We start from the raw sequence: 23,848 nt of genomic DNA on the forward strand, positions 1-23,848 counted from the left end.
GGAAGGCGTGCGTGCTTCCGGGGGCGATGGAGGAGGCGTGCCTGCTCCCGGGGGCGGCGGGGCCGGTGGGTGGGCTTTCGGAGCCGGCGGGGGGAACTCGGGGGGCTTGTGGCCCGGTGCCGGTTCCGGTGTCGTGCAGGGTGCCGGTTCTGGTCCCATTCGTGGCTCCGGCGCGGGCTCGGGTCCTGGTATGGGTTCGGGTTCCGGTGCAGGCTCGGGTTTCCGCGCTGGCTCCCGTCCCGATGTGGGCTCGGGTCCCAGCGCCGGCTCCAGTCCCAGCGCTGGCTCCGGTCCCAGCGCTGGCGCGGATCCCAGTTCCGGCTTTGGCTCCGGTCCCAGCGCTGGCCGCAGTTCCGGCACTGGCTCCCGTCCCAGCGCCGGTTCCGGCTTGGGTCACGGTGAGGCAGGCGGGATGCCTCCCTGGACCGGCGAGCGCGCTGAAGCAGGTACCCCGATCGGTGAGGCTGGCGGGATGCCTCCCTGGACCGGCGAGCGCGCTGGAGCAGGTACCCCGGCCGGTGGGGCAGGTGGGATGCCTCCCTGGACCGGCGAGGGCGGTGAAGCAGGTACCCCGGCCGGTGAGGCAAGTGGGGCGTCCTCCTGGTTCGGCGAAGGAAACGGGCGGTCCTCCCAGCCCCGGGAGCCAGGCGCGGCGCCCTACTGGCATGGCGAGGGAAACAGCACGCCGTACCGGCACGGTGAGGCAGTTGATGCGCCGTACCCACCTGGAGGAGCGCACGGGTCGGTGCCCCGGCCCGGCGAGAGCAACGAGGCGCCCAGGCCTGAAGAGGGCAGCTCGCAGCCCTGGCCCGGGGAGGCGAACTCGGAATCCTGGCCGCGCGAAGCGAACCCGGGACCCTGGTTGCAGGGGGCCGACCCGTCGTCTCGGCCTGACCAAGCGAACCCGCCCTCCTGGCCCGACCGAACCAACCCCCCGTCCCGGCCAGACCAAGCCAACCCGCCATCCTGGCCCGACCAAGCGAACCCCCCATCCTGGCCGGATCAAGCCAACCTGCCCTCCTGGCCCGGCGAGGCCAACCTCACGCCCTCCCCAGGAGCCGGACACTTCGGCCCGGGCGGCGACGCCCCTGTCCCCCACCCGAGCCCCCGCGCGGGAGCCGCGGGAGCCGCCCATCCCCGCCCGGACGCGTCCTTCCGGACCACCGACCCCGGAACGAACTCCCAGACCTCCTGGCCCCCTCACCACACCCCGCCTGCTCCCACCGACCCACCGTCGATGTCGGAGACCGGCAGCTTCCACCTGCCACCGCCCCAGTCCACAGTCTCCCGCTCCCAAACTCCCACCCCACCGCAGCACGAGGCACAGCCGCGCCCACCCCACCCACATGCCCAAGCGCAGCCACACCAGCCTGCCCGGGCCCACTCCGCCTACCTGTCCCCCCACGACCCCACCCCCTCCACCCATGTCCTGCCCTCCCCCCAACCTCACGCCCCACCGATCCCGCACCGCCTCGACGCTGATACCTCTACTGCTTCGTACACCGCTCAGAGCCCGCAGGTTCCACCTCCCGCTCGGGCAATTTCGCGAGCACGCCGCAGCGGCCCACCCGCAAAGGTGGCGATCCCTCTCCTGCTTCTCGCCCTGGTCTGCTACGCCGTGGGCTTCTGGGCACTCACCCAGATCTGACGTCACGGCAGCCCGAAGAGCCGCTCAGCCCTGAGCCGACCGCGCCACAGGGAACCCAAGATCGCAAAAGCGCGCACAACGGCGAATCCGCAGCCCCGGAATCCGAGGCCCGCTATCCCTCGCTGCCCCACTGCCCCATTGCCCCACTACCCCGCTGCCCCGCTGCCCGAAGCACACCCAAGACGGGCCCCGGCCAGACCAGCCGAGGCCCACCCCGAGCCCCAGGCCGCGCCCCCTACGCCCCCGCAGCCCTCCGCCGCCCCACCACACCCCACACCCCGAGAACCACCAGCACCACGGTCCCCGCCCCAATCCCGCCGACAGCCAGCAGCTTCATCCCAGCGTCGCCGCCCCCGCCCCCACGACCATCACCCGCGGCCGCCCCACCCACCGCACCCGAGCCCCGCCCGAGAACCCCCACCTGGAAGACACCTGAAGGCTCGGACCGCCCCACGTAACCGGGCCCGGCCGTCGCCGCCCCCTTCACCCGCACCCGGAGCGTCAGCCCGAGCGGCGGCCCGTCGCCGAACTCCTCGCCCACCCGCGCGGCGAGATGCACGACGAGGTAGTAGGCCCCGGCGAACCGCATCCCGCTCACCCGGTCGGGGAGGGCGTACCGGTTGGCGTACTCGACCGGCGGCAGGGCGGCGAGAGCGCCCGACTTCTGGCCGCCGTTGTAACTGATGCTCGTGGTGTCGACGAGTCCGCGCACGGGGTTGTACAGAGCCAGGTTCACGGCCCCCGGCACGAATCCGCTCCCGCCCGATCCCCCGCCGCTCGAACTGCTCAGGTCGGCGGTGGCGTACACCTGCTGCCCCCAGTCGACCGGCACCTCGTAGAACAGCGTCTGCCCGGGCCGTATGTCATCGCGCCAGACCCCTTGTTCCAGCGCGGTCGCCGAGCCGAATCCCCCGCCGCCCCGCAGCTCTGTGGCCTCGCCGCCGGGAGGCGAGGGCGTGGCGGAGTCCCAGGCCTCGGGCGCGCTGCTCGAACCTGCCTGTCGCAGACGGGGTTCCAGTACGGGCGCGAGCTCCAGGGCCCAGTCGCCCGGCAGGGACTCGGTGCGCAGTACCCGCTCGACGACGACGTAGTACGTCCCCGCGCCCTGGCACGGCGACCGGCTCGACGGCAGCTGGCGTACGCCCCATGCGGTGAGGGGGCGGGGGCTGCGGCCGGCGCCGATGGTGGCGGTGTCCGCCGCGGAGCAGGACCGGCCGTCGGTGTCCTGCACGGACACCCTGACGCCTTCCGTGGCGGTGACCGTGATGTCCGTCGGCGGTACGGCTGTCGCGGCGACGTACACGGTCGACGTGCCGTCGAGTTGGAGGCGGTAGTAGACCTTGCCTTCACTCGGCAGCGAACTCCGGTAGGTGGTGCCGGATTCGAGGCGCTCGGCGTCCGCGGTGCTCACGGCTCCCGCGACCGACGGGGCGCCGTCGGCGAAACCGTACGAGAAGGCCGTAGAGGAAGAAGAGGAAGCAGAAGGGGAGGTGGAGGGGGACGGAGAGCCGGAGGCGGCGAAGCCAGGAGCGCCCGGCGCGCCGGCCGCCGCGCCCAGCACGAGCCCTACGACGGCAACCCGCCACCACGCCGTACGCCGCCCCATCCCGCGCCACCCCTCCGTGCCCGCGCCCGAGCTCCTACGACCGTCCCTGCGACGTCCCTGCGACACGGCGCCGGTGCGGTCTGCCGATCGTGGCCCATCCTGCCCTGCCGGACCACCACCCACCCGCGCAATCCGTACGCCCGTCCGAAACCCGGGCCCTGCCCCGATCCGTCCCGCCCGCGCCCGCTCCGGCAACACAAAACCCCGACCGCAACCACGGCCGGGGTCTGCTCAGAATCGGTTGTCGGTACTCACGAACCCGTGGGCACGGAGTCAGTCGCCTCCGTCCACAGATCCTGCTCGGCGCGATCCGCCTGGATCTGGCGGTACACGAGGAGCCCGCCGATGGCGGCCAGTGCGACCAGGAGAAGCTTCTTCACCGCGCGACCTCGTCTTTCCTTGACGTAGGGGACCTCTGGCGCCCGACTATACACACCGACCGAGACCGATCGGTGACCTGCGTCGGGGGCCTCAACTCCCGCACGGAACAGCCCAGTAGAAGTGGAATAAGGACCTCCGATCAGAGGGTGATCACACCTCCACGCACGGTCACTTCGGCCCGCCTCGCCCGGCTTGGCATCTTTTTCAACCTGCTTGCACCCATACGTGTGGTGTTCATCTGAAGATCGACGCGCCACAGGCTCCGGTCCGTGATTTCGCGGCGCATATACACATCATGAGGAAAGTACGCAAATCGCCCAACCCGAAAGTGAGGGATCATGGCCCAGAACAAGGTCATGCAGCTGTGGACCGCCGTCATCACGGCCTTCCTCGCGCTGTTCACGGCGCTCGGACTCATCACCACGACCGCCGCCGCGGCCGTACCGCAGACCCAGCCGGCCCGCAACAGCGCCGTCACGCACCCGGAGGCCCAGGCGATGCCCCAGGGAGTCTGGGCCAACGCCAGATCCCTGCCGCCCACGATGAAGCAGCGCATCCGCGCCGAGGCCCACGGCAAGACCCCCAGCTGCCGCTCCCGCTCCCTCACGGACACCGAGACAACCGCGGACGCGGATTCGGCCCAACCGGCCACAGCGGACTGCGAGTGACGGCACGTACTACCCCACCCGAGAAACACCGCCGAAGCACCGAAGACGAAGCACCGAAGACGAAGAGATGAAGAAGCACAGAAGACGCACCACGAGACGCACCCCCAAACGCCGAAGACCCCCAACCGGAACCGGCTGAAGGTCTTCGTGTCTGGTGGGGCTAACAGGATTTGAACCTGTGGCCTCATCCTTATCAGGGATGCGCTCTAACCAACTGAGCTATAGCCCCGCCGCGCTCTGCGGAGTGTGTCCCGCGCGCTGACTCCTGAAGATTAGCGCACGACGCGGGCAGTCCCAAAATCGGTTCCTTGAGGACCGCCCCCACAGGTTTGAAGCAGGGTTACTCGTCCTCGGCCAGCGTGAGCTCGACGCCGCCGACGAAGCCAGCGGAGAGGTTGTAGATGAACGCGCCGAGGGTCGCGAGCGCCGTCGCGAGGACGACGTCGATGACCGCGATGATCGACGTGAACATCAGGACGTTCGGCAGGGAGAGGAACGCCTGGAGGTCGAAGCCGTTCGATTCGTTCGAACCGGTCGCCTCGGAGATCGTCCCGCCGACCGTCGAGAAGACACCCATCGCGTCCATGACCATCCACAGCACGGCCGCCGCGACGATCGTGCAGATGCCCAGCGCGATGGAGAGCAGGAAGCTGACTTTCATGACGGACCACGGGTCGGCCTTGGCCACCCGCAGACGTGCTTTCCGGGTGCGGGGCGTGGTGCGCGCACCGGTGCGCGGGCGGCGTACGGCGCCGGACTGGGAGGCCTGTGTCGGGTAGGCCTGCGGCGGGTGGTACGGCCCGGCCTGCTGCTGCGGCCGGCGTTCCCCCGGCAGCGGAGAGGGCGAAGGCTGCGGCTGGGCCGCCTTCGGCGGTGCGGCGGGCGGCGCCGCGGGCTGGGCCGGCGGCTGGGTGTCCGTCACAGGTCCCCCCTGGGATCCATGAGTCTCGGGCGAGCGCGACGGTGTCGCGGGCGGCTTGATCGCCTTGAGTTGAGTCGTGTGCGTATCCGTCGTGTGCGGTTCTGTCGGACGCGCGTCCGCTGCCCGCGCGTCGGTCGCACGCGCGGCGGAGCCACGGCCGCCGCCGTCTCCCTCCGTGCCGGGGGAGGACCCCGTAGAGGTTCCGGTCGATCCGGCGCCCGTGGCTCCGCTCACGATGACTCTCTCCTCGTGCTACTCGGCCGAGGGCGACTCACCCTCGTCCGTGCCGATGGTCTCGGCGACACCCTCGGCGGTCTCGTCGTCGGCCACATCGCCGTCGACCTCCTCCGCCTCACGTCCCGCCTCGGCGTTACGTGCGATGCCGACCACGGCATCGCGCTTGCCCAGGTTGATCAGTTGGACGCCCATGGTGTCACGGCCCGTCTCCCTGACCCCGCTGACTCGCGTACGAATCACACCGCCCGACAGCGTGATGGCGAGGATCTCGTCGGTCTCCTCGACCACCAGCGCTCCGACGAGTGATCCGCGGTCCTCCACGATCTTGGCGGCCTTGATGCCGAGGCCGCCGCGACCCTGGACGCGGTACTCGTCGACAGGGGTGCGCTTCGCGTACCCACCGTCCGTAGCAGTGAACACGAACGTACCGGGTCGAACAACATTCATCGAGAGCAGCTCGTCTCCCTCTCGGAAGCTCATGCCCTTGACACCCGAGGTGGCACGGCCCATGGGACGCAGGGTGTCATCCGAGGCGGTGAACCTGATCGATTGTGCCTTCTTGCTGATCAGAAGCAGATCACTGTCGGCCGAGACCAGTTCGGCACCGATCAGTTCGTCGTCCGAACCGTCCTCGCGCTCACGCAGATTGATGGCGATGACGCCACCGGAACGCGGAGAGTCGTAATCCTTCAGTGACGTCTTCTTGACCAGACCCGCCTTGGTGGCGAGTACCAGGTACGGCGCCGCGTCGTAGTCGCGGATCGCGAGGATCTCGGCGATCGCCTCGTCCGGCTGGAAGGCCAGCAGGTTGGCGACGTGCTGGCCACGCGCGTCACGCCCGGCGTCCGGGAGCTCGTACGCCTTGGCCCGGTAGACGCGGCCCTTGTTGGTGAAGAACAACAGCCAGTGGTGCGTGGTGGACACGAAGAAGTGGTCGACGATGTCGTCTTCCTTGAGCTTCGTGCCGCGCACGCCCTTGCCGCCGCGCTTCTGGGCGCGGTAGTCGACGGTCTTGGTGCGCTTGACGTACCCGCCACGCGAGACCGTGACGACGATGTCCTCCTCGGCGATGAGGTCCTCGATGGACATGTCACCGTCGTAGGGCACCAGCATGGTCTTGCGGTCGTCGCCGAACTTCTCGACGATCGCGGCGAGTTCCGCGCTGACGATGCCGCGCTGGCGGACCGGGGAGGCCAGGATCTCGTTGTACTCGGTGATCTTCGCCTGGAGTTCGTCGTGCTCCTGGATGATCTTCTGGCGCTCCAGGGCGGCGAGGCGGCGCAGCTGCATCTCGAGGATGGCGTTGGCCTGGATCTCGTCGATCTCCAGGAGCTCCATCAGGCCCGTACGCGCGATGTCGACCGTGTCGCTGGCCCGGATCAGCGCGATGACCTCGTCGATGGCGTCCAGGGCCTTCAGCAGACCGCGCAGGATGTGCGCCCGCTCCTCGGCCTTGCGCAGCCTGAAGCGCGTACGTCGGACGATGACCTCGATCTGGTGCGCCACCCAGTGCCGGATGAACGCGTCGAGCGAGAGCGTGCGCGGGACGCCGTCGACGAGCGCCAGCATGTTGGCGCCGAAGTTCGACTGCAGGTCCGTGTGCTTGTAGAGGTTGTTCAGTACGACCTTGGCGACCGCGTCTCGCTTCAGGACGATCACGAGTCGCTGTCCCGTGCGCGACGACGTCTCGTCCCGGACGTCCGCGATGCCGCCGACCTTGCCGTCCTTCACCAGGTCGGCGATCTTCTGCGCGAGGTTGTCGGGGTTGGTCTGGTACGGCAGCTCCGTGACCACCAGGCACTGGCGGTTCTGGATCTCCTCGACCTCGACGACCGCGCGCATGGTGATCGAGCCGCGGCCGGTGCGGTACGCCTCCTCGATGCCCTTGCGGCCGACGACGAGGGCGCCGGTCGGGAAGTCGGGGCCCTTGATGCGCTCCATGAGGGCGTCCAGGAGCTCCTCGTGACTCGCTTCCGGGTTCTCCAGGTACCACTGGGCGCCGGCCGCGACCTCGCGCAGGTTGTGCGGCGGGATGTTGGTCGCCATGCCGACCGCGATACCGGCCGAGCCGTTGATCAGCAGGTTCGGGAAGCGGGCCGGCAGGACGGTCGGCTCCTGGGAGCGGCCGTCGTAGTTGTCCGTGAAGTCGACGGTCTCCTCGTCGATGTCACGGACCATCTCCATCGACAGCGGCGCCATCTTGCACTCGGTGTAGCGCATCGCCGCCGCCGGGTCGTTGCCCGGGGAGCCGAAGTTGCCGTTGGAGTCCACCAGCGGCATCCGCATCGACCACGGCTGGGCGAGGCGCACCAGGGCGTCGTAGATCGAGGAGTCGCCGTGCGGGTGGTAGTTGCCCATGACGTCGCCGACCACGCGCGCGCACTTGTAGAAGCCGCGCTCGGGACGGTAGCCGCCGTCGTACATGGCGTACAGGACGCGGCGGTGGACGGGCTTGAGGCCGTCCCGGACGTCCGGCAGCGCGCGGGACACGATGACGGACATCGCGTAGTCCAGGTACGAGCGCTGCATCTCCGTCTCGAGCCCGACGGGCTCGACACGCATCGCGACTTCGCCGCCCTCTTCAGGGGTGACTGGAATGTTCTCGTCGGCCATTGCTGGTGAAGATCCTTCCTGGTGCGGTCAGCTGAGACCGACTCAGATGTCGAGGAAGCGGACGTCCTTGGCGTTGCGCTGGATGAACTGGCGGCGGGCCTCCACGTCCTCGCCCATCAGGACGGAGAACAGGTCGTCGGCCTGGGCGGCGTCGTCGAGGGTGACCTGGCCGAGGACGCGGTGCTCCTGGTCCATGGTGGTCACGCGCAGCTCCTCGGCGTTCATCTCGCCGAGACCCTTGAAGCGCTGGATGGAGTCCTCGCGGACGCGCTTGCCACGCTGGCGGCCCATCTCGATCAGCGCGTCGCGCTCGCGGTCGGAGTAGGCGTACTCGACGTCGTCCCGGCCCCACTTGATCTTGTACAGCGGAGGACGGGAGAGGTACACGTGCCCGGCCTCGACCAGCGGCCGCATGAAGCGGAACAGGAAGGTCAGCAGCAAGGTGGAGATGTGCTGGCCGTCGACGTCGGCGTCCGCCATCAGGATGATCTTGTGATAGCGCAGCTTCTCGATGTCGAAGTCCTCGTGGACCCCTGTGCCGAAGGCCGAGATCAGCGCCTGGATCTCCTGGTTCTGAAGGATCTTGTCGATCCGCGCCTTCTCGACGTTCAGGATCTTGCCGCGGATCGGGAGGATCGCCTGGTACTCGGGGTTGCGGCCGGACTTGGCCGAGCCGCCGGCGGAGTCACCCTCGACGATGAAGATCTCGCACTTGGTGGGGTCGTTCGACTGGCAGTCGGAGAGCTTGCCCGGCAGGGACGCGGTCTCCAGCAGGCCCTTGCGGCGGGTCAGGTCACGGGCCTTGCGGGCCGCCACGCGCGCGGTGGCCGCCTGGATGCCCTTGCGGATGATGTCCGCGGCCTCGACGGGGTTGCGGTCCAGCCAGTCGGTGAGGTGCTCGTAGACGACCTTCTGGACGAAGGTCTTCACCTCGGTGTTGCCCAGCTTGGTCTTGGTCTGGCCCTCGAACTGCGGCTCGCTCAGCTTGACCGAGATGATCGCCGTCAGGCCCTCGCGGATGTCGTCACCCGTGAGGTTGTCGTCCTTCTCACGCAGCAGCTTCTTGTCGCGCGCGTACTTGTTGACGAGGTTCGTCAGCGCCGCGCGGAAGCCCTCTTCGTGGGTACCGCCCTCGTGCGTGTGGATGATGTTCGCGAAGGAGTAGACGCCCTCGCTGTAGCTGCTGTTCCACTGCATCGCGACCTCGAGGGACAGAAGCTTGTCCTTGTCCTCGGCCTCCAGGTCGATCACGGTGGGGTGCACCACGTCTCCCTTGCGGGAGTTGAGGTACTTCACGAAGTCGACGATGCCGCCCTCGTAGTGGTACTCGACGGTCTTGACCTCGGCCTTGTCGTCGGCGCCCGCCTCGTCCGCCCCGGTGGTGGCCTTCGCCGACTCGCGCTCGTCAGTGAGTTTGATCCTCAAACCCTTGTTGAGGAACGCCATCTCCTGGAAGCGCCGCGAGAGCGTCTCGAACGAGTACTCGGTGGTCTCGAAGATGTCGCCGTCGGCCCAGAACGTGACCGACGTACCGTGCTCGTCCGTCTCCTCGTGCTTGGCCAGCGGAGCCGTCGGGACGCCCAGCTTGTAGTCCTGGGTCCAGCGGTGACCGTCGGTCTTGATCTCGACGGACACCTTCGTCGACAGGGCGTTCACGACGGAGACACCCACGCCGTGCAGACCGCCGGAGACCGCGTAGCCGCCGCCGCCGAACTTGCCGCCCGCGTGCAGCACGGTGAGCACGACCTCGACGGCCGGCTTGCCCTCGGAGGGCACGATGCCCACCGGGATACCGCGGCCGTTGTCGACGACGCGCACGCCGCCGTCGGCCAGGATCGTCACGTCGATGGTGTCCGCGTGGCCCGCCAGCGCCTCGTCGACGGAGTTGTCGACGACCTCCTGCACCAGGTGGTGCAGGCCGCGCTCACCGGTCGAGCCGATGTACATACCGGGTCGCTTGCGGACCGCGTCCAGACCCTCGAGGACGGTGATGGCACTGGCGTCGTACGAGGCGGTTACCTCGCCGTTCGACGAGGTCGCCTCGGCGTCGGTGGACGGGATGTTCTCGTTGGGGTTGCCGGAATCGGCCACGAAGCGCCCTTTCTGGCACAGCACGAGCCAGGCTCGTCGGCGGGTTGCCGGAGCGGCTGCGGCATGTTGCGTTGGTAAGCCTTGATCAGCGTTGCTCAGCGTTTCCCGGGCGGTCCCCACGTTTGGGGCGGGATTGGCTTCCAGTCTACCGGTAGCGCCGACAGTGATGGGGGTTTGCCGGTACCTGAGTCCTCATGTGCCGCCCTGAAGTGGCGTCCGCCGGGTCCCCATATACAGAGCGGGGCTCCAAGAGGCTCACAGCGGCACTCAGCGCTTCGAGCTGTCAACCCTTGGCTACTTGGGAGTCAGGTCGGAATTCGCAACCGCGTGGAGTGCTACGACAAAGGCGTCGGCGGTGCCCTCACAGCACCGCCGACGCCCTGAATGTGATGTCCGTCACCCGTAGGTGTCGCCGGGCCCTTTGCTGCCGGGGGCGCGCAGCGGACCGTAGCGACGGGGGGGACCGCCGGGGCCGTTCACCTTGATCAACTTGACCGCGCCGTGGCCGAGATCCTCGTTCAGGCGGGCCACGAGTTGCGGCGCGAGCAGCCGCAGGTTGGTCGCCCACGCCGTCGAGTCGCAGCGAACGACCAGAACCCGCTCGTCCTCGTCGTACTTCTCCGGCTCGCAGTGCTTGGCCACGTCCTCGCCCACGATCTGCGGCCAGCGCCCCATCACCCCGCCCACCGCGGCGGGCGTCTCCCAACCGCGCTCGGTGATCAAGCGGTTAATGGCGGCGCCGAACGCCATGGGGTCGCGGCCGTCGGCGCGCGCGCCGGAGCGCAGTCCCCCTCCGCGGCGCGCCTGCCGCTTCTGCTGCGCCGCGTCCCCACGCGCGCGTGCCCGCTCCTTCGCGGCCCTGAGCGCCACGCGCGCGAGATCGACACCGGAGGGCTCGGCGGCGGGCTTGGGGTTCTCGGGCCTGGAGTTCTCGACGGGGGGCTGTTCGTCGGTCATACGCGCTCCACCGCCCCCTCGGACACGGAGTACCGCGTCCCCGTCAGCACATGCGGCACGTCGTCGTCGACAGCTGCCGTCACCAGGACCTGCTCGCCGGGCGCGACGAGCTCGGCCAGGCGTTCCCTGCGCCGGGTGTCCAGCTCCGCGAATACGTCGTCGAGGATCAGCACCGGCTCGTTGCCCTCCGCCCTGAGCAAGTCGTACGAGGCCAGACGCAGCGCCAGCGCATACGACCAGGACTCGCCGTGCGAGGCGTATCCCTTGGCGGGCAGCTGCCCGAGTTTGAGATTCACATCGTCCCGATGAGGTCCTACGAGGGTGACGCCCCGCTCGATCTCCTGCTTGCGCGCCTCCCCGATCGCGGCCATGAGCTGCTCGTAGAGGTCCTCACGCGTGTGTGCCTCGCCCGGCGCGGACGGCTTGTACTCCAGGGCGACCGGGCCGCCGCCGGGCGCCAGCTGCTCGTAGGCCTTGTCGGCCAGCGGCTGGAGCGCGGCGATCAGGTCGAGCCGCTGGGCGAGCAGTTCGGCCCCCACGCGCGCGAGGTGCTGGTCCCAGACGTCGAGGGTGGACAGGTCCATCGAGCGGCCGCCGTGCCGTCGCGCGAGCGCGGCCGACTTCAGCAGGGTGTTGCGCTGCTTGAGCACACGCTCGTAGTCGGAACGCACGCCGGCCATGCGCGGGGAGCGCGCGGTGATCAGCTCGTCCAGGAAACGACGCCGCTCGCCCGGATCGCCCTTCACCAGCGCGAGGTCCTCCGGTGCGAACAGCACGGTCCGCACGATCCCGAGCACATCACGCGGCCTGACCTGCGAGGACCTGTTGATACGCGCGCGGTTCGCTCTGCCGGGGTTCAGCTCGAGCTCGACCAGCTGCTGCCGCTCGCCCTGCCGGACCTGCGCCCGGACGATCGCACGGTCGGCGCCCATACGGATGAGAGGCGCGTCGGAGGCGACCCGGTGGCTGCCGAGGGTCGCGAGATAGCCGATGGCCTCGACCAGGTTGGTCTTGCCCTGCCCGTTGGGGCCCACGAACGCGGTGACGCCCGGGTCGAGCCGAACCTCGACCCGGGCGTACGAGCGGAAGTCGGCCAGCGACAGATGCGTGACGTGCATGGTCGGGCGCCGACCTCCCCCAGCTTGTGGACTGTTGTGAACAGCCCTGTGGATTACTTCGTCTCGACCGCGTGGCCGCCGAACTGGTTGCGCAGCGCCGCGATCATCTTCATCTGCGGCGAGTCGTCCTGGCGGGACGCGAACCGCGCGAACAGGGACGCGGTGATCGCTGGCAGCGGCACCGCGTGGTCGATGGCGGCCTCCACAGTCCACCGGCCCTCACCGGAGTCCTGTGCGTAACCGCGCAGCTTCTGAAGGTGCTCGTCCTCGTCGAGGGCGTTGACCGCGAGGTCAAGGAGCCAGGAACGGATGACCGTGCCCTCCTGCCAGGAGCGGAAGACCTCCCGGACGTCGGTCACGGAGTCGACCTTCTCCAGGAGCTCCCAGCCCTCGGCATAGGCCTGCATCATCGCGTACTCGATGCCGTTGTGGACCATCTTCGCGAAGTGGCCCGCGCCGACCTTGCCGGCGTGCACCGCGCCGGCGTCGCCCTTGGGCTTGAGGGCGTCGAAGACGGGCTGCACCTTGGCGACGTTCTCCGCGTCGCCGCCGTACATCAGCGCATAGCCGTTCTCCAGGCCCCACACGCCGCCGGAGACACCGCAGTCGACGAAGCCGATGCCCTTGGCCGCCAGCTCCTCGGCGTGCTTCTCGTCATCCGTCCAGCGGGAGTTCCCGCCGTCCACCACGACGTCACCGGGCTGAAGGAGCTCCGCCAGCTCGTCGATCGTCGACTGGGTCGGTCCACCGGCCGGGACCATCACCCACACGACCCGCGGGCCGTGCAGCGCGTCCACAAGCTCCTTCAGGCTGTGGACATCGGCGAGGTCCGGGTTGCGGTCGTATCCGATGACCGTGTGGCCCGCGCGGCGTATCCGCTCGCGCATGTTGCCGCCCATCTTGCCGAGGCCGACGAGACCGAGCTCCATCAGTTGTTCCTTAGGTCGCTGTGACGTGAGGGCACTTTTCGTACCCACGTCCGAGCCTAAACCCGGACGCTCACGCACAACTGTGGGCATACGCGCTCAAACGTACGCCCCGACCTGCGGGTTCACTGATGGGTCAGCCGCTCAGCCGCACCGGCATGATCAGGTACTTGTAGGCCTCGTCCGCCTCGGCGTCCAGAGCCGGCTTGCCGCTCAGCAGCGCGGGCTTGGTGGACGTCGTGAAGGAGAGCTGGGCCACCGGGGAGTCGATGGCGCTCAGGCCGTCCAGCAGGAAGGTCGGGTTGAAGGCGATCGAGATGTCGTCGCCCTCCAGTTGGGCGTCGACCCTTTCCACAGCCTGTGCGTCGTCACTGGAGCCGGCCTCCAGGATCAGCACACCCTGCTCGAAGCTGAGCCGCACCGGGGTGTTGCGCTCGGCGACCAGGGCCACACGCTTCACGGCCTCCACGAAGGGGGCGGTCTCGATCACGGCGACGGAGTTGAACTCCGTCGGGAACAGCGTGCGGTACTTCGGCAGGTCGCCTTCGAGCAGACGCGTGGTCGTACGGCGGCCCGCGCCCTCGAAGCCGATCAGGCCCTCGCCCGCGCCCGAGCCGGAGAGCGCCAGGATGACGCTGTCGCCGCTCGTGAGCGCCTTGGCAGTGTCCAGGAGCGTCTTGGCGGGCACCAGGGCCACAGCGGACGCCTCAGGGTTCTCCGGCTTCCACAGGAACTCACGGACCGCGAAGCGGTAGCGGTCGGTGGACGCCAGCGTGACGGTGTCGCCCTCGATCTCGATGCGCACACCGGTCAGGACGGGGAGCGTGTCGTCACGGCCCGCGGCGATGGCCACCTGGGCGGCGGCGGAGGCGAAGACGTCACCGGGAACGGTGCCGGTGGCGCTCGGCATCTGCGGCAGCGCCGGGTACTCCTCCACAGGCAGGGTGTGGAGTGTGAACCGCGAGGAGCCGCAGACCACCGTCGCCCGTACACCGTCTGTGGAAATCTCCACCGGGCGGTTGGGCAGGGCGCGGCAGATGTCGGCGAGCAGGCGGCCGGAGACCAGCACCGTGCCCTCCTCCTCCACCTCGGCCTCCACCGACACCCGCGCGGAGACCTCGTAGTCGAAGCTGGAAAGGCTCAGCTGGCCTTCCTCGGCCTTCAGGAGAAGGCCGGCGAGGACAGGCGCCGGCGGACGGGCCGGGAGGCTGCGTGCCGCCCAGGCCACTGCCTCCGCGAGTACGTCGCGTTCCACCCGGATCTTCACTGTTGCCGCCTCCTGCTGTTGCCGGCGCTGCTAGGCCTGCCTGGCTTCGTGGTCTGTCTCGGTGTCGTCGGCCCCTGTGGCGGGAAGGACACCGGGGAACAGTCTGACGCACCCCACTGACAGTAGGTGCCTCTCGGGGTCAAGTCGTGACGAGAGGCAGTCGGGGGCCGGACAGCGAGTTGTGCACAGGACCCCCTTCGAAACGGATTCCCAGCTCTCTCTAGTTGGGAGTAGTAGTAGGGGCTGTGGATACCGTGGATAACCCCGTTTTCCCAGCTCAGAGGGGAAATTTTGTCCACCGGCCCTGTGGGCGGAGGCGGTGGACAACCGGGTGCATCTGTGGAGAACAGAAAGTTCTGCACACTCCGTGCACAGCCTGAGGCGACTTCTCCCCAACGCCGTCCCCAGCTTTACCCACGTTTCCCACAGCCCAACCCGGCACCTTCGTGTGACGCCTTTCACTCGACCCGGTGATCAGGCGCGTCGCGTTGCCGAACAGTGGACAGCCATGTGGAGAAGCAGGTGATCGCTGGGGACAACCGGCCCCGGCCTGTGGGTTGCCGGTGGACAACTTGGTGCACAGCCTGTGGATCTTCTCGCTGTCCACAGTCTGTGGAGATCGTCCGTCCACCAATCCACAACCACCTGACCTGGACGGACGGTCTTTCGGCCGGAAGCCTGTGGACCGGGATCTGGACAACTTCGCGGTCCCCAGGATGTGGACGGGAAAAAGTCGCCGGATCTGTGGAGAGAGGCCGTAACCCGGCGGGGAATCGAACACCGGGCTACGGCCTCGTGACCTCGGGAAGGCCGAAGGGCGCCCCCGGGACCTCGTCCCCAGGGCGCCCTTCGCCGTCGAAGCGGCCGTAACTCCGGTGCCGTCAGCCGTTCTTGATGCGGTTCGTCAGCTCGGTCACCTGGTTGTAGATGGAGCGTCGCTCGGCCATCAGATTGCGGATCTTGCGGTCCGCGTGCATCACGGTCGTGTGGTCGCGGCCGCCGAACAGCGCGCCGATCTTCGGCAGCGAGAGGTCGGTCAGCTCGCGGCACAGGTACATGGCGATCTGGCGGGCCGTGACGAGGGCGCGGCCGCGTGAGGTGCCGCAGAGGTCCTCGACGGTCAGGCCGAAGTAGTCGGCGGTGGCGCTCATGATGGCCGTCGAGGTGATCTCGGGGGCCGAGTCCTCCCCGCCGGGGATCAGGTCCTTGAGGACGATCTCGGTCAGGCCCAGGTCGACCGGCTGCCGGTTGAGCGATGCGAACGCCGTGACCCGGATCAGCGCGCCCTCCAGCTCGCGGATGTTGCGCGAGATGCGGGAGGCGATGAACTCCAGGACCTCCGGCGGGGCGTTGAGCTGCTCCTGGACCGCCTTCTTGCGCAGGATCGCGATCCGCGTCTCCAGCTCGGGCGGCTGGACGTCGGTGATCAGACCCCATTCGAAACGGTTCCGCAGCCGGTCCTCCAGCGTCACCAGCTGCTTGGGCGGCCGGTCGCTGGAGAGCACGATCTGCTTGTTCGCGTTGTGGAGCGTGTTGAAGGTGTGGAAGAACTCCTCCTGCGTCGACTCCTTGTCCGCGAGGAACTGGATGTCGTCGACGAGCAGGATGTCCATCTCGCGGTAACGCTTGCGGAAGCTGTCGCCCTTGCCGTCGCGGATGGAGTTGATGAACTCGTTGGTGAACTCCTCCGAGCTCACGTAACGCACGCGCGTGCCGGGATACAGGCTTCGCGCGTAGTGCCCGATGGCGTGCAGCAGGTGGGTCTTGCCGAGCCCCGACTCCCCGTAGATGAAGAGGGGGTTGTACGCCTTGGCCGGCGCTTCGGCGACCGCGACAGCGGCCGCGTGGGCGAAGCGGTTGGAGGCGCCGATGACGAACGTGTCGAAAAGGTACTTCGGGTTCAGCCGCGCGGTGGGCTCACCTGGGCCGGTCGCCGGCGCGGGCTGCGCGGCCAGCGGTCCTGGCGCGCCGGTGGTGGGCAGGTTGGACCCGACGGGGCCGCCGCGGTGCACATGCCCTGAACCGGACGGCGGCTCGGGCAGCTCCCTGCGGGCGTCACGCTGGTCGTAGTCGGACCGGGGCTGGTCGTACTCGGGGCGGGGCTCGTAGTCCGACCGCGGCTTGTCGTAGTCCGGCCGCTTGTCGTATTCGGTGCGCGGGCCGTCGTAGTGCGGGCGGTCCATCGGCTGCGGGCGGTAGTCCTGCGACGGTGCGCCGTACGACTCCTGCGGGTACGGCTCTTGAGACGGCGACGCGTACGGGTCGCGCTCCGGGAAGCCGAGGCGCTGCTGCTGCCAGCTGTACTCGTCCTGCGCGGGCCGCGGCCAGGCGCCGGGCTCGGGGCGCTGGTACTCCGAGGGATACGCGGGACGGGCGGTCGGGAGCTGGTCCGGGCGCGGTGCGTGATCGCCCTGGGAGCCGGGACGCTGGTCGCCGCGGCTCCCAGGGCGGGAGTCGTCGGCGCGGTGGCGGCCGTAGCCCTCGTACTGGTTGTCGTACGAGCCGTCGTACTTACCGTCGTACTGGGAGGGGAGTTCGGGCTCTTCGTAGCGCTGCTGGGGCCTGGGGGCCGGGGGTGCGGGTGGTGCCGGAGGTTCGCCCGCGGAGTCGTCGACGGTGATCGCGATGCGGATCGGGCGGCCGCACTCGCGGCTCAGCGTCTCGCTGACGGCCGGGGCCAAACGGCCCTCCAGTACGCCTTTCGCAAATTCGTTCGGTACAGCGAGCAGGGCGGTGTCGGCGACCAGCGCCAGCGGCTGGCAGCGCCGGATCCAGTGCTCGTCCTTCGCCTCCACACCCTGGACGCGGCCCTCACCGAGGAGTTGCTCGAGTACGCGTGGCCACACTGCGGCAAGATCGGCAGGTACGTCAGCCACAGGGCACGCTCTCTCACGGGTCCCACGAACGTGTGGTTGTGGGACGAGTCGGGATTCAACTGGGGTGGAGCCGAAACAGAGGGGTCAAGGGAACGAATCGGAGTTCAGCCACGGTAGTCAGGGCGACGGGTGCGGTTCAAGTTGTTGTCCCCAGCCTGTGGATAGTGTCTCCCGGTGGCCACTGGTTTGACCGGATGGCGTAGCCGCGCGTACCGTAACCAGGTCGAGTTGTCGATGGCTGCTGCCGCCTGCCTCCGATGGGCACAGATCGCTTCGGGTGATCGGGAAGCGGTGCACTCGGGCGTTACTGCGAGCTACTCGTGGGCGCACGGTGACAGCCAGGACGGCACCCGCCACCACCGATTTATTTCTGGAGCCCCCGAGTGAGCAAGCGCACCTTCCAGCCGAACAACCGTCGCCGCGCGAAGACCCACGGCTTCCGCCTGCGGATGCGTACCCGTGCCGGCCGCGCGATTCTCGCGAACCGCCGCAGCAAGGGTCGCGCCAGCCTGTCCGCCTGATTCTGATCAGGTCATGACGTCGTGCTGCCTACCGAGCATCGGCTGAGGCGGCGCGAAGACTTCGCGACCGCGGTACGACGAGGTCGCCGGGCTGGCCGCCCGTCCCTCGTCGTCCATCTGCGTAGCGGTGCCACGGACCCGCACGCGCCTGGGGAGAGCGCTCCCCCGACGCGTGCGGGTTTCGTCGTGAGCAAGGCCGTGGGCGGCGCTGTCGTGCGCAACAAGGTGAAGCGCAGACTTCGCCATCTGATGCGCGACCGAGTCTCCCTGTTGCCCCCCGGTAGCCTGGTAGTCGTACGAGCGTTGCCCGAGGCCGGCGACGCCGACCATGAACAACTGGCCCGAGACCTGGATGCCGCTCTTCAGCGGCTGCTGGGAGGGGGCGCGCGATGAAGTACCCGCTACTGGCGCTGATCAAGCTGTATCAGTGGACCATCAGTCCGTTGCTCGGGCCGGTGTGCAAGTACTACCCGTCGTGCTCCCACTACGGCTACCAGGCCATCGACCGGCACGGTGCGATCAAGGGAACGGCACTCACCGCCTGGCGCATCCTGCGGTGCAATCCGTGGTCGCTGGGCGGTGTGGACCATGTCCCGCCGCGCAAGCGTCCGCGGTGGCACGAAATGCTGCGTAACGCCTGGCGTGCACGCAGGGGCGGGCCCTCCGCCGCCGACTCGGCCACCGAGGGACATACTCCTTCGAGCCCGGCCGCAGAGACTCCGTCCCATGCCCAAGGAGCATGATTAGTGGACACGATTGCCAGTCTTTTCAGCTTCATCACGACACCGGTCTCCTGGGTCATCGTCCAGTTCCACAAGGTGTACGGCGCCATCTTCGGCCCTGACACCGGGTGGGCCTGGGGCCTGTCGATCGTGTCCCTCGTGATCCTGATCCGTATCTGCCTGATCCCGCTCTTCGTGAAGCAGATCAAGGCGACGCGGGCCATGCAGACGCTCCAGCCCGAGATGAAGAAGATCCAGGAGCGCTACAAGAACGACAAACAGCGTCAGTCCGAAGAGATGATGAAGCTGTACAAGGAGACGGGCACCAACCCGCTCTCCTCGTGCCTTCCCATCCTGGCGCAGTCGCCGTTCTTCTTCGCCCTGTATCACGTGCTCAACGGCATCGCGACGGGCGACACCATCGGTGTCATCAACGAGTCGCTGCTGGCCAGTGCCCGTAAGGCGCACATCGTCGGTGCCCCGCTGGCCGCGAAGTTCACGGACGGTTCGAGCAAGGTCGAGGCACTCGGCGCCTCGCTGACCGACGTCCGGGTCGTCACGGCGGTCATGATCATCCTGATGTCGGCGTCGCAGTTTTACACGCAGCGCCAGCTGATGACGAAGAACGTCGACACCACGGTCAAGACGCCGTTCATGCAGCAGCAGAAGATGCTGATGTACGTCTTCCCCGTCATGTTCGCCGTCTTCGGCATCAACTTCCCGGTCGGTGTCCTCGTCTACTGGCTGACCACCAACGTGTGGACCATGGGCCAGCAGATGTACGTCATCCGCAACAACCCGACGCCGGGTTCAAAGGCCCAGGCCGCTTACCTGGAGCGCCTGACCAAGCACGTCACGCACCACGGCAAGGCCCGCAAGCGCAGCGAGCGCGTCATCATCAAGGCGATCGTCGCCAAGGGCCGCGACCGCAACGAGTTCGAGCGCAAGTTCATCAACGGTCTGAACAAGGCCGGTCTCGCCGCTCAGGCCGACGGCTCCGTGATCCAGAGCGAGTCCCAGGCCGCGGTCCAGACCGAGGACGGCTCGCCGACCAGCGCGGCCGCTCCCAAGCGCCAGCAGCCCAAGCGGCAGAGCAAGTCCCAGCGTCAGTCGGGTGGCGCGGCTTCGGCTGGCTCGAAGGCGGCCGGTGACGACGAGTCGTCGACGCCGACCTCGCTGAGCAAGTCCGACGAGCCCGAGGACTCCAAGCCCGCCGCTCCCGCCAAGAAGCAGCCCGGCGCCGGTACCCGCAGCAAGGCCCAGTCCGGACAGCGCAAGGGCCCGCAGCGGCCCAAGTCCCCGTCCAAGAAGTAAGAAGGAGTCCATCCCGTGACGGAAGGCACCACCTCCGCCGCTGCCGAGGGTGCAGACACCCTGACCCGCCTGGAGCAGGAGGGTGAGATCGCGGCGGACTACCTCGAGGGTCTGCTCGACATCGCCGATCTCGACGGCGACATCGACATGGACGTCGAGGCCGACCGCGCCGCTGTCTCGATCATCAGCGACTCGGGCGGCCGCGACCTGCAGAAGCTGGTCGGTCGTGACGGCGAGGTGCTGGAAGCCCTGCAGGAGCTCACACGCCTCGCTGTGCACCGGGAGACCGGGGACCGCAGCAGGCTGATGCTGGACATCGCCGGTTACCGGGCCAAGAAGCGTGCGGAGCTCTCCGAGCTGGGAGCCAAGGCCGCCACCGAGGTCAAGAACACCGGCGAGTCCGTGAAGCTCAAGCCGATGACACCGTTCGAGCGCAAGGTTGTCCACGACGCGGTCAAGGCCGCCGGCCTGCGCAGCGAGTCCGAGGGCGAGGAGCCCCAGCGCTTCGTCGTCGTGCTTCCCGCCTGATCGGTTCCTAGGTTCCTCCGGCCCCGTCTGTAGAGCAGGCGGGGCCGAACTTTGTCAGCCTGATAGTTCTGGTGGTCGGCGCCCGGTGCGCTGATGCGCTACGGAAGGACGGTTCCCCGTGACGGAGGCAGCGGAGCTTCCCCCCGCGCCCGAGCAGGCGCGAGCGGTGTTCGGCGATCGCTACGCGGACGCGGTGCGCTACGCCGAACTGCTGGCAGAGGCGGGTGTCCAGCGCGGTCTCATCGGCCCGCGGGAGGTCCCCCGCCTGTGGGAGCGGCATCTGCTGAACTGCGCGGTGCTCTCGGAGGTGGTTCCCCAGGGCGTGACGGTGTGCGACGTCGGCTCAGGAGCCGGTCTGCCCGGCATCCCTCTGGCCCTCGTCCGCGAGGATCTGAAGATCACGCTGCTGGAGCCGCTGCTGCGCCGTACGACCTTCCTGACGGAGGTCGTGGAGCTGCTGGGCCTTGACCACGTGACGGTCGTCCGGGGACGCGCTGAGGAGGTTATGGGCAAGCTGACACCCGTGCATGTGGTGACGGCACGCGCTGTGGCTCCGCTCGACCGGCTGGCGACCTGGGGGATGCCTCTGCTGCGTCCCTACGGGGAGATGCTCGCCCTCAAGGGCGACACTGCGGAAGAGGAGCTCAAGGCCGCTACTACAGCGCTGAGCAAACTCGGGGCGGTGGAGACCTCCATCCTGCATGTGGGTGAGGGAGTGGTCGATCCGCTGTCCACCGTGGTGCGAGTCGAAGTAGGGGAGAGTCCCGGTGGTGTGCGTTTCGCGGCCAAGCGTGCGAAGGCGGCTCGTACGGGACGCACCCGTCGGCGTCGCTGATCCGTCCTGACGACGAGACGTACTCCACACAAGCTGCCAAACCTACGCATGCCGGAGTGTCGCGACGGAACCGCCCCGGCTGCTGTGCATCGTGTTTCACGTGAAACGTCGCTCACTGCTGCACGGCATCATCAGCCGGGGCCGCGCCGCGGCCGAACCCCGCGACCGAAAGCCTCTTGGGACACTAGGAGAGGGTCCTCCAGGTGACGCTCCGTCCTCCCTGAGGGGCACGGAGTTTTCCACAGACGTGGATTTCTCCACAGAACAACAGGCCTCACTGGTTCACGACCCCGAAGACATGGGAGGCTCTGTTCATTGCGAGCCTGAAGTCGAGGAGAGTGAATCCTTGCGGTCCGACGCCAACATCGCGGGACCGATGACCGATCCGGTCCCCGGTCCCCGAACCGAGTCGATGGGGGACGATGTTTCACGTGAAACACCGCCCCCGATGGACGACACTCCGATCGGTCGTGCTGCCCAACTGGCGGTGGAGGCTCTGGGCCGCGCCGGCGAGGGCCTGCCACGGCCCGAGCAGACCCGGATCATGGTCGTCGCCAACCAGAAGGGCGGGGTGGGCAAGACGACGACGACCGTCAATCTTGCTGCCTCGCTGGCTCTGCACGGCGGCCGTGTCCTGGTGATCGACCTCGACCCCCAGGGCAACGCGTCCACCGCGCTGGGTATCGACCACCACGCCGAAGTTCCTTCGATCTACGACGTTTTGGTCGAGAGTCGGCCGTTGGCCGAAGTCGTCCAGCCGGTACCCGATGTCGAAGGCCTCTTCTGCGCCCCTGCCACCATCGATCTCGCCGGTGCGGAGATCGAGCTGGTGTCCCTGGTGGCACGTGAGAGCCGACTGCAGCGAGCGATCCAGGCGTATGAGCAGCCACTGGACTACATCCTCATCGACTGTCCACCCTCGCTCGGCCTGCTGACGGTCAACGCGCTAGTGGCCGGCGCGGAGGTTCTCATTCCGATCCAGTGCGAGTACTACGCGCTGGAGGGCCTTGGCCAGCTGCTGCGCAACGTCGATCTGGTGCGGGGGCACCTCAACCCCACCTTGCACGTATCGACCATCCTGCTCACCATGTACGACGGCCGGACGCGCCTCGCGTCCCAGGTCGCCGACGAGGTGCGCACCCACTTCGGTGACGAGGTGCTGCGGACGAGCATTCCCCGCTCCGTCCGCATCTCCGAGGCACCGAGCTATGGACAGACAGTGCTGACCTACGATCCCGGATCGAGCGGCGCCCTGTCCTACCTTGAGGCAGCACGAGAGATCGCGCTGAGGGGCGTCGGCGTCAGCTACGACCCGACGCAGGCGCACATCGGCGCACAGAGCAACCCGAGCATGGTGGAGGGGATCCAGTGAGCGAGCGACGGAGGGGTTTGGGCCGTGGTCTCGGCGCACTGATCCCGGCTGCCCCGACGGAGAAGACGCCGACCCCGGCGGCCATGGGAGGCGCTGGTTCCGCCTCCCCGACGGCTGTCCCGGTGCTGACGAGTGACCGTGGGGTGGCGGCGGCGAAGGTGGCCACGCTGCCGCCTGTTTCACATGAAACCGAGGAACCGTCGGTCAACGGCTATGCGGAGACGCCCGCGCCTCCGATGGGCGCCCACTTTGCGGAGCTCCCCCTCGACTCCATCACGCCGAACCCGCGCCAGCCGCGCGAGGTCTTCGACGACGACGCGCTACAGGAACTGGTCACTTCCATCAAGGAAGTCGGTCTTCTCCAGCCCGTCGTCGTACGACAGGTCGGTCCCACGCGGTACGAGCTCATCATGGGTGAGCGGCGCTGGCGGGCCAGCCGTGAAGCCGGCCTGGAGGCGATCCCGGCGATCGTGCGGGCCACGGAGGACGACAAGCTCCTCCTGGACGCTCTCCTGGAAAACCTGCACCGCGCTCAACTGAACCCGCTGGAAGAGGCCGCCGCCTACGACCAGTTGCTGAAGGACTTCAACTGCACGCATGACCAGCTGGCGGACCGCATCGGTCGCTCCCGCCCGCAGGTCTCCAACACCCTGCGTCTGCTGAAGCTCTCGCCGGCGGTCCAGCGTCGCGTGGCCGCCGGAGTGCTGTCCGCCGGACATGCCCGGGCACTGCTCTCTGTCGAGGACTCGGAGGAGCAGGACCGGCTGGCCCACCGGATCGTGGCCGAGGGCCTCTCGGTACGTGCCGTTGAGGAGATCGTGACCCTCATGGGGTCGCGGCCGCAGACCGCTCAGCGCTCCAAGGGACCGCGGGCCGGCGCCCGGGTCTCTCCGGCACTGACCGACCTCGCCACCCGCCTCTCGGATCGCTTCGAGACGCGGGTGAAGGTGGACCTGGGGCAGAAGAAGGGCAAGATCACGGTCGAGTTCGCCTCCATGGAGGACTTGGAGCGCATCCTCAGCTCCCTCGCCCCCGGCGAAGGACCGGTTCTGCAGAAGAGCCTGATGGACGGCGAGGCCGAGGAGACGGAAGCCTGATCCAGGCCTCGCCGAGGTGTACTGCTCAGGCGAAGCACGAGGCGGGCCGTGTCCGGTGAGTACCGGACACGGCCCGCTCTTTGCTTCCAGGCGGTATCGATGGAATCGCTGTCTGGATACGATGCGACTGGGTGCGGCACATCCACCCG

At 68.3% G+C, this 23,848-nt stretch carries 19 protein-coding genes and 1 tRNA gene; 9 read left to right on the plus strand and 11 right to left on the minus strand.

What is annotated here, in order from left to right; genetic code table 11:
* Positions 1-1,883: 1,883 nt before the first annotated feature.
* Positions 1,884-3,059, minus strand: coding sequence for a hypothetical protein (locus AB0D34_RS03770; protein ID WP_362655946.1), 1,176 nt, complete (start codon positions 3,057-3,059; stop codon positions 1,884-1,886).
* A 446-nt stretch (positions 3,060-3,505) separates the two neighbouring features.
* On the minus strand, positions 3,506-3,634 hold the full coding sequence (locus AB0D34_RS03775) for a DLW-39 family protein (RefSeq protein WP_003999697.1): 129 nt from the start codon (positions 3,632-3,634) through the stop codon (positions 3,506-3,508).
* A 339-nt stretch (positions 3,635-3,973) separates the two neighbouring features.
* Between AB0D34_RS03775 and AB0D34_RS03780 the strand changes: the two genes are divergently transcribed.
* A complete protein-coding gene (locus AB0D34_RS03780) occupies positions 3,974-4,303 on the plus strand; it encodes a DUF6344 domain-containing protein (RefSeq protein ID WP_362655949.1) in 330 nt (109 codons plus the stop codon).
* 152 nt (positions 4,304-4,455) lie between these two features.
* On the opposite strand, the gene AB0D34_RS03785 is transcribed toward AB0D34_RS03780, so the two are convergent.
* From AB0D34_RS03785 to dnaA, 9 genes are all read right to left on the minus strand, one after another.
* Positions 4,456-4,532 (minus strand) — tRNA-Ile (locus AB0D34_RS03785).
* A 111-nt stretch (positions 4,533-4,643) separates the two neighbouring features.
* The gene (locus AB0D34_RS03790) at positions 4,644-5,459 is read right to left on the minus strand and encodes a DUF3566 domain-containing protein (protein WP_362655952.1); all 816 of its coding nucleotides are present in this window, start codon (positions 5,457-5,459) and stop codon (positions 4,644-4,646) included.
* Positions 5,460-5,477: 18 nt separating this feature from the next.
* Complete coding sequence (gene gyrA / locus AB0D34_RS03795) at positions 5,478-8,075, minus strand: DNA gyrase subunit A (RefSeq protein ID WP_362655955.1); 2,598 nt, start codon at positions 8,073-8,075, stop codon at positions 5,478-5,480.
* Between the two features lie 42 nt (positions 8,076-8,117).
* Positions 8,118-10,190, minus strand: coding sequence for a DNA topoisomerase (ATP-hydrolyzing) subunit B (gene gyrB, locus AB0D34_RS03800; RefSeq protein ID WP_362655957.1), 2,073 nt, complete (start codon positions 10,188-10,190; stop codon positions 8,118-8,120).
* A 372-nt stretch (positions 10,191-10,562) separates the two neighbouring features.
* Positions 10,563-11,123 carry a DciA family protein gene (locus AB0D34_RS03805; protein ID WP_362655960.1) on the minus strand — a complete coding sequence of 187 codons (561 nt, stop codon included), beginning with the start codon at positions 11,121-11,123 and terminating at the stop codon, positions 10,563-10,565.
* The gene (recF, locus tag AB0D34_RS03810; RefSeq protein ID WP_362655963.1) at positions 11,120-12,241 is read right to left on the minus strand and encodes a DNA replication/repair protein RecF; all 1,122 of its coding nucleotides are present in this window, start codon (positions 12,239-12,241) and stop codon (positions 11,120-11,122) included. Before recF ends, AB0D34_RS03805 begins: the two co-directional genes overlap by 4 nt.
* 53 nt (positions 12,242-12,294) lie before the next feature.
* A complete protein-coding gene (gnd, locus tag AB0D34_RS03815; RefSeq protein WP_362655966.1) occupies positions 12,295-13,170 on the minus strand; it encodes a phosphogluconate dehydrogenase (NAD(+)-dependent, decarboxylating) in 876 nt (291 codons plus the stop codon).
* Positions 13,171-13,303: 133 nt separating this feature from the next.
* Positions 13,304-14,434, minus strand: a complete 1,131-nt coding sequence (gene dnaN, locus AB0D34_RS03820; RefSeq protein WP_362655968.1) for a DNA polymerase III subunit beta — start codon at positions 14,432-14,434, stop codon at positions 13,304-13,306.
* 881 nt (positions 14,435-15,315) lie between these two features.
* The gene (gene dnaA / locus AB0D34_RS03825) at positions 15,316-17,310 is read right to left on the minus strand and encodes a chromosomal replication initiator protein DnaA (RefSeq protein ID WP_362655971.1); all 1,995 of its coding nucleotides are present in this window, start codon (positions 17,308-17,310) and stop codon (positions 15,316-15,318) included.
* Between the two features lie 383 nt (positions 17,311-17,693).
* Between dnaA and rpmH the strand changes: the two genes are divergently transcribed.
* The 8 genes from rpmH (at position 17,694) to AB0D34_RS03865 (ending at position 23,699) form a co-directional block, all read left to right on the plus strand.
* A complete protein-coding gene (rpmH, locus tag AB0D34_RS03830; RefSeq protein ID WP_005482975.1) occupies positions 17,694-17,831 on the plus strand; it encodes a 50S ribosomal protein L34 in 138 nt (45 codons plus the stop codon).
* Between the two features lie 21 nt (positions 17,832-17,852).
* Positions 17,853-18,224 (plus strand): ribonuclease P protein component, encoded by a 372-nt coding sequence (gene rnpA, locus AB0D34_RS03835; RefSeq protein WP_164433043.1) that lies wholly within the window; start codon positions 17,853-17,855, stop codon positions 18,222-18,224.
* Positions 18,221-18,574 carry a membrane protein insertion efficiency factor YidD gene (yidD, locus tag AB0D34_RS03840; RefSeq protein ID WP_164433042.1) on the plus strand — a complete coding sequence of 118 codons (354 nt, stop codon included), beginning with the start codon at positions 18,221-18,223 and terminating at the stop codon, positions 18,572-18,574. Before rnpA ends, yidD begins: the two co-directional genes overlap by 4 nt.
* Positions 18,575-18,577: 3 nt before the next feature.
* A complete protein-coding gene (yidC, locus tag AB0D34_RS03845) occupies positions 18,578-19,867 on the plus strand; it encodes a membrane protein insertase YidC (RefSeq protein WP_362655974.1) in 1,290 nt (429 codons plus the stop codon).
* 15 nt (positions 19,868-19,882) lie between these two features.
* Positions 19,883-20,395: a R3H domain-containing nucleic acid-binding protein gene (locus AB0D34_RS03850; RefSeq protein WP_362655976.1), complete on the plus strand. Its 513-nt coding sequence runs from the start codon at positions 19,883-19,885 to the stop codon at positions 20,393-20,395.
* Positions 20,396-20,513: 118 nt separating this feature from the next.
* Positions 20,514-21,230, plus strand: coding sequence for a 16S rRNA (guanine(527)-N(7))-methyltransferase RsmG (gene rsmG, locus AB0D34_RS03855; RefSeq protein ID WP_362655979.1), 717 nt, complete (start codon positions 20,514-20,516; stop codon positions 21,228-21,230).
* A 298-nt stretch (positions 21,231-21,528) separates the two neighbouring features.
* Entirely contained in the window at positions 21,529-22,602 is a 1,074-nt protein-coding gene (locus AB0D34_RS03860) for a ParA family protein (RefSeq protein WP_362656639.1), read from the plus strand.
* Entirely contained in the window at positions 22,599-23,699 is a 1,101-nt protein-coding gene (locus tag AB0D34_RS03865; protein ID WP_362655982.1) for a ParB/RepB/Spo0J family partition protein, read from the plus strand. The genes AB0D34_RS03860 and AB0D34_RS03865 overlap by 4 nt, the downstream gene beginning before the upstream one ends.
* Positions 23,700-23,848 lie beyond the last annotated feature (149 nt).

The sequence above is a fragment of the Streptomyces sp. NPDC048420 genome, from assembly GCF_040651535.1.
GTDB lineage: Bacteria > Actinomycetota > Actinomycetes > Streptomycetales > Streptomycetaceae > Streptomyces.

Bases quoted from the DNA above. Each gene is read 5' to 3' on its own strand.
- AB0D34_RS03780 (WP_362655949.1), top strand. From the start codon at position 3,974: ATGGCCCAGAACAAGGTCATGCAGCTGTGGACCGCCGTCATCACGGCC.
- AB0D34_RS03805 (WP_362655960.1), bottom strand. From the start codon at position 11,123: ATGACCGACGAACAGCCCCCCGTCGAGAACTCCAGGCCCGAGAACCCC.
- recF (WP_362655963.1), bottom strand. From the start codon at position 12,241: ATGCACGTCACGCATCTGTCGCTGGCCGACTTCCGCTCGTACGCCCGG.
- gyrA (WP_362655955.1), bottom strand. From the start codon at position 8,075: ATGGCCGACGAGAACATTCCAGTCACCCCTGAAGAGGGCGGCGAAGTC.
- gnd (WP_362655966.1), bottom strand. From the start codon at position 13,170: ATGGAGCTCGGTCTCGTCGGCCTCGGCAAGATGGGCGGCAACATGCGC.
- yidD (WP_164433042.1), top strand. From the start codon at position 18,221: ATGAAGTACCCGCTACTGGCGCTGATCAAGCTGTATCAGTGGACCATC.
- AB0D34_RS03860 (WP_362656639.1), top strand. From the start codon at position 21,529: ATGGGAGGCTCTGTTCATTGCGAGCCTGAAGTCGAGGAGAGTGAATCC.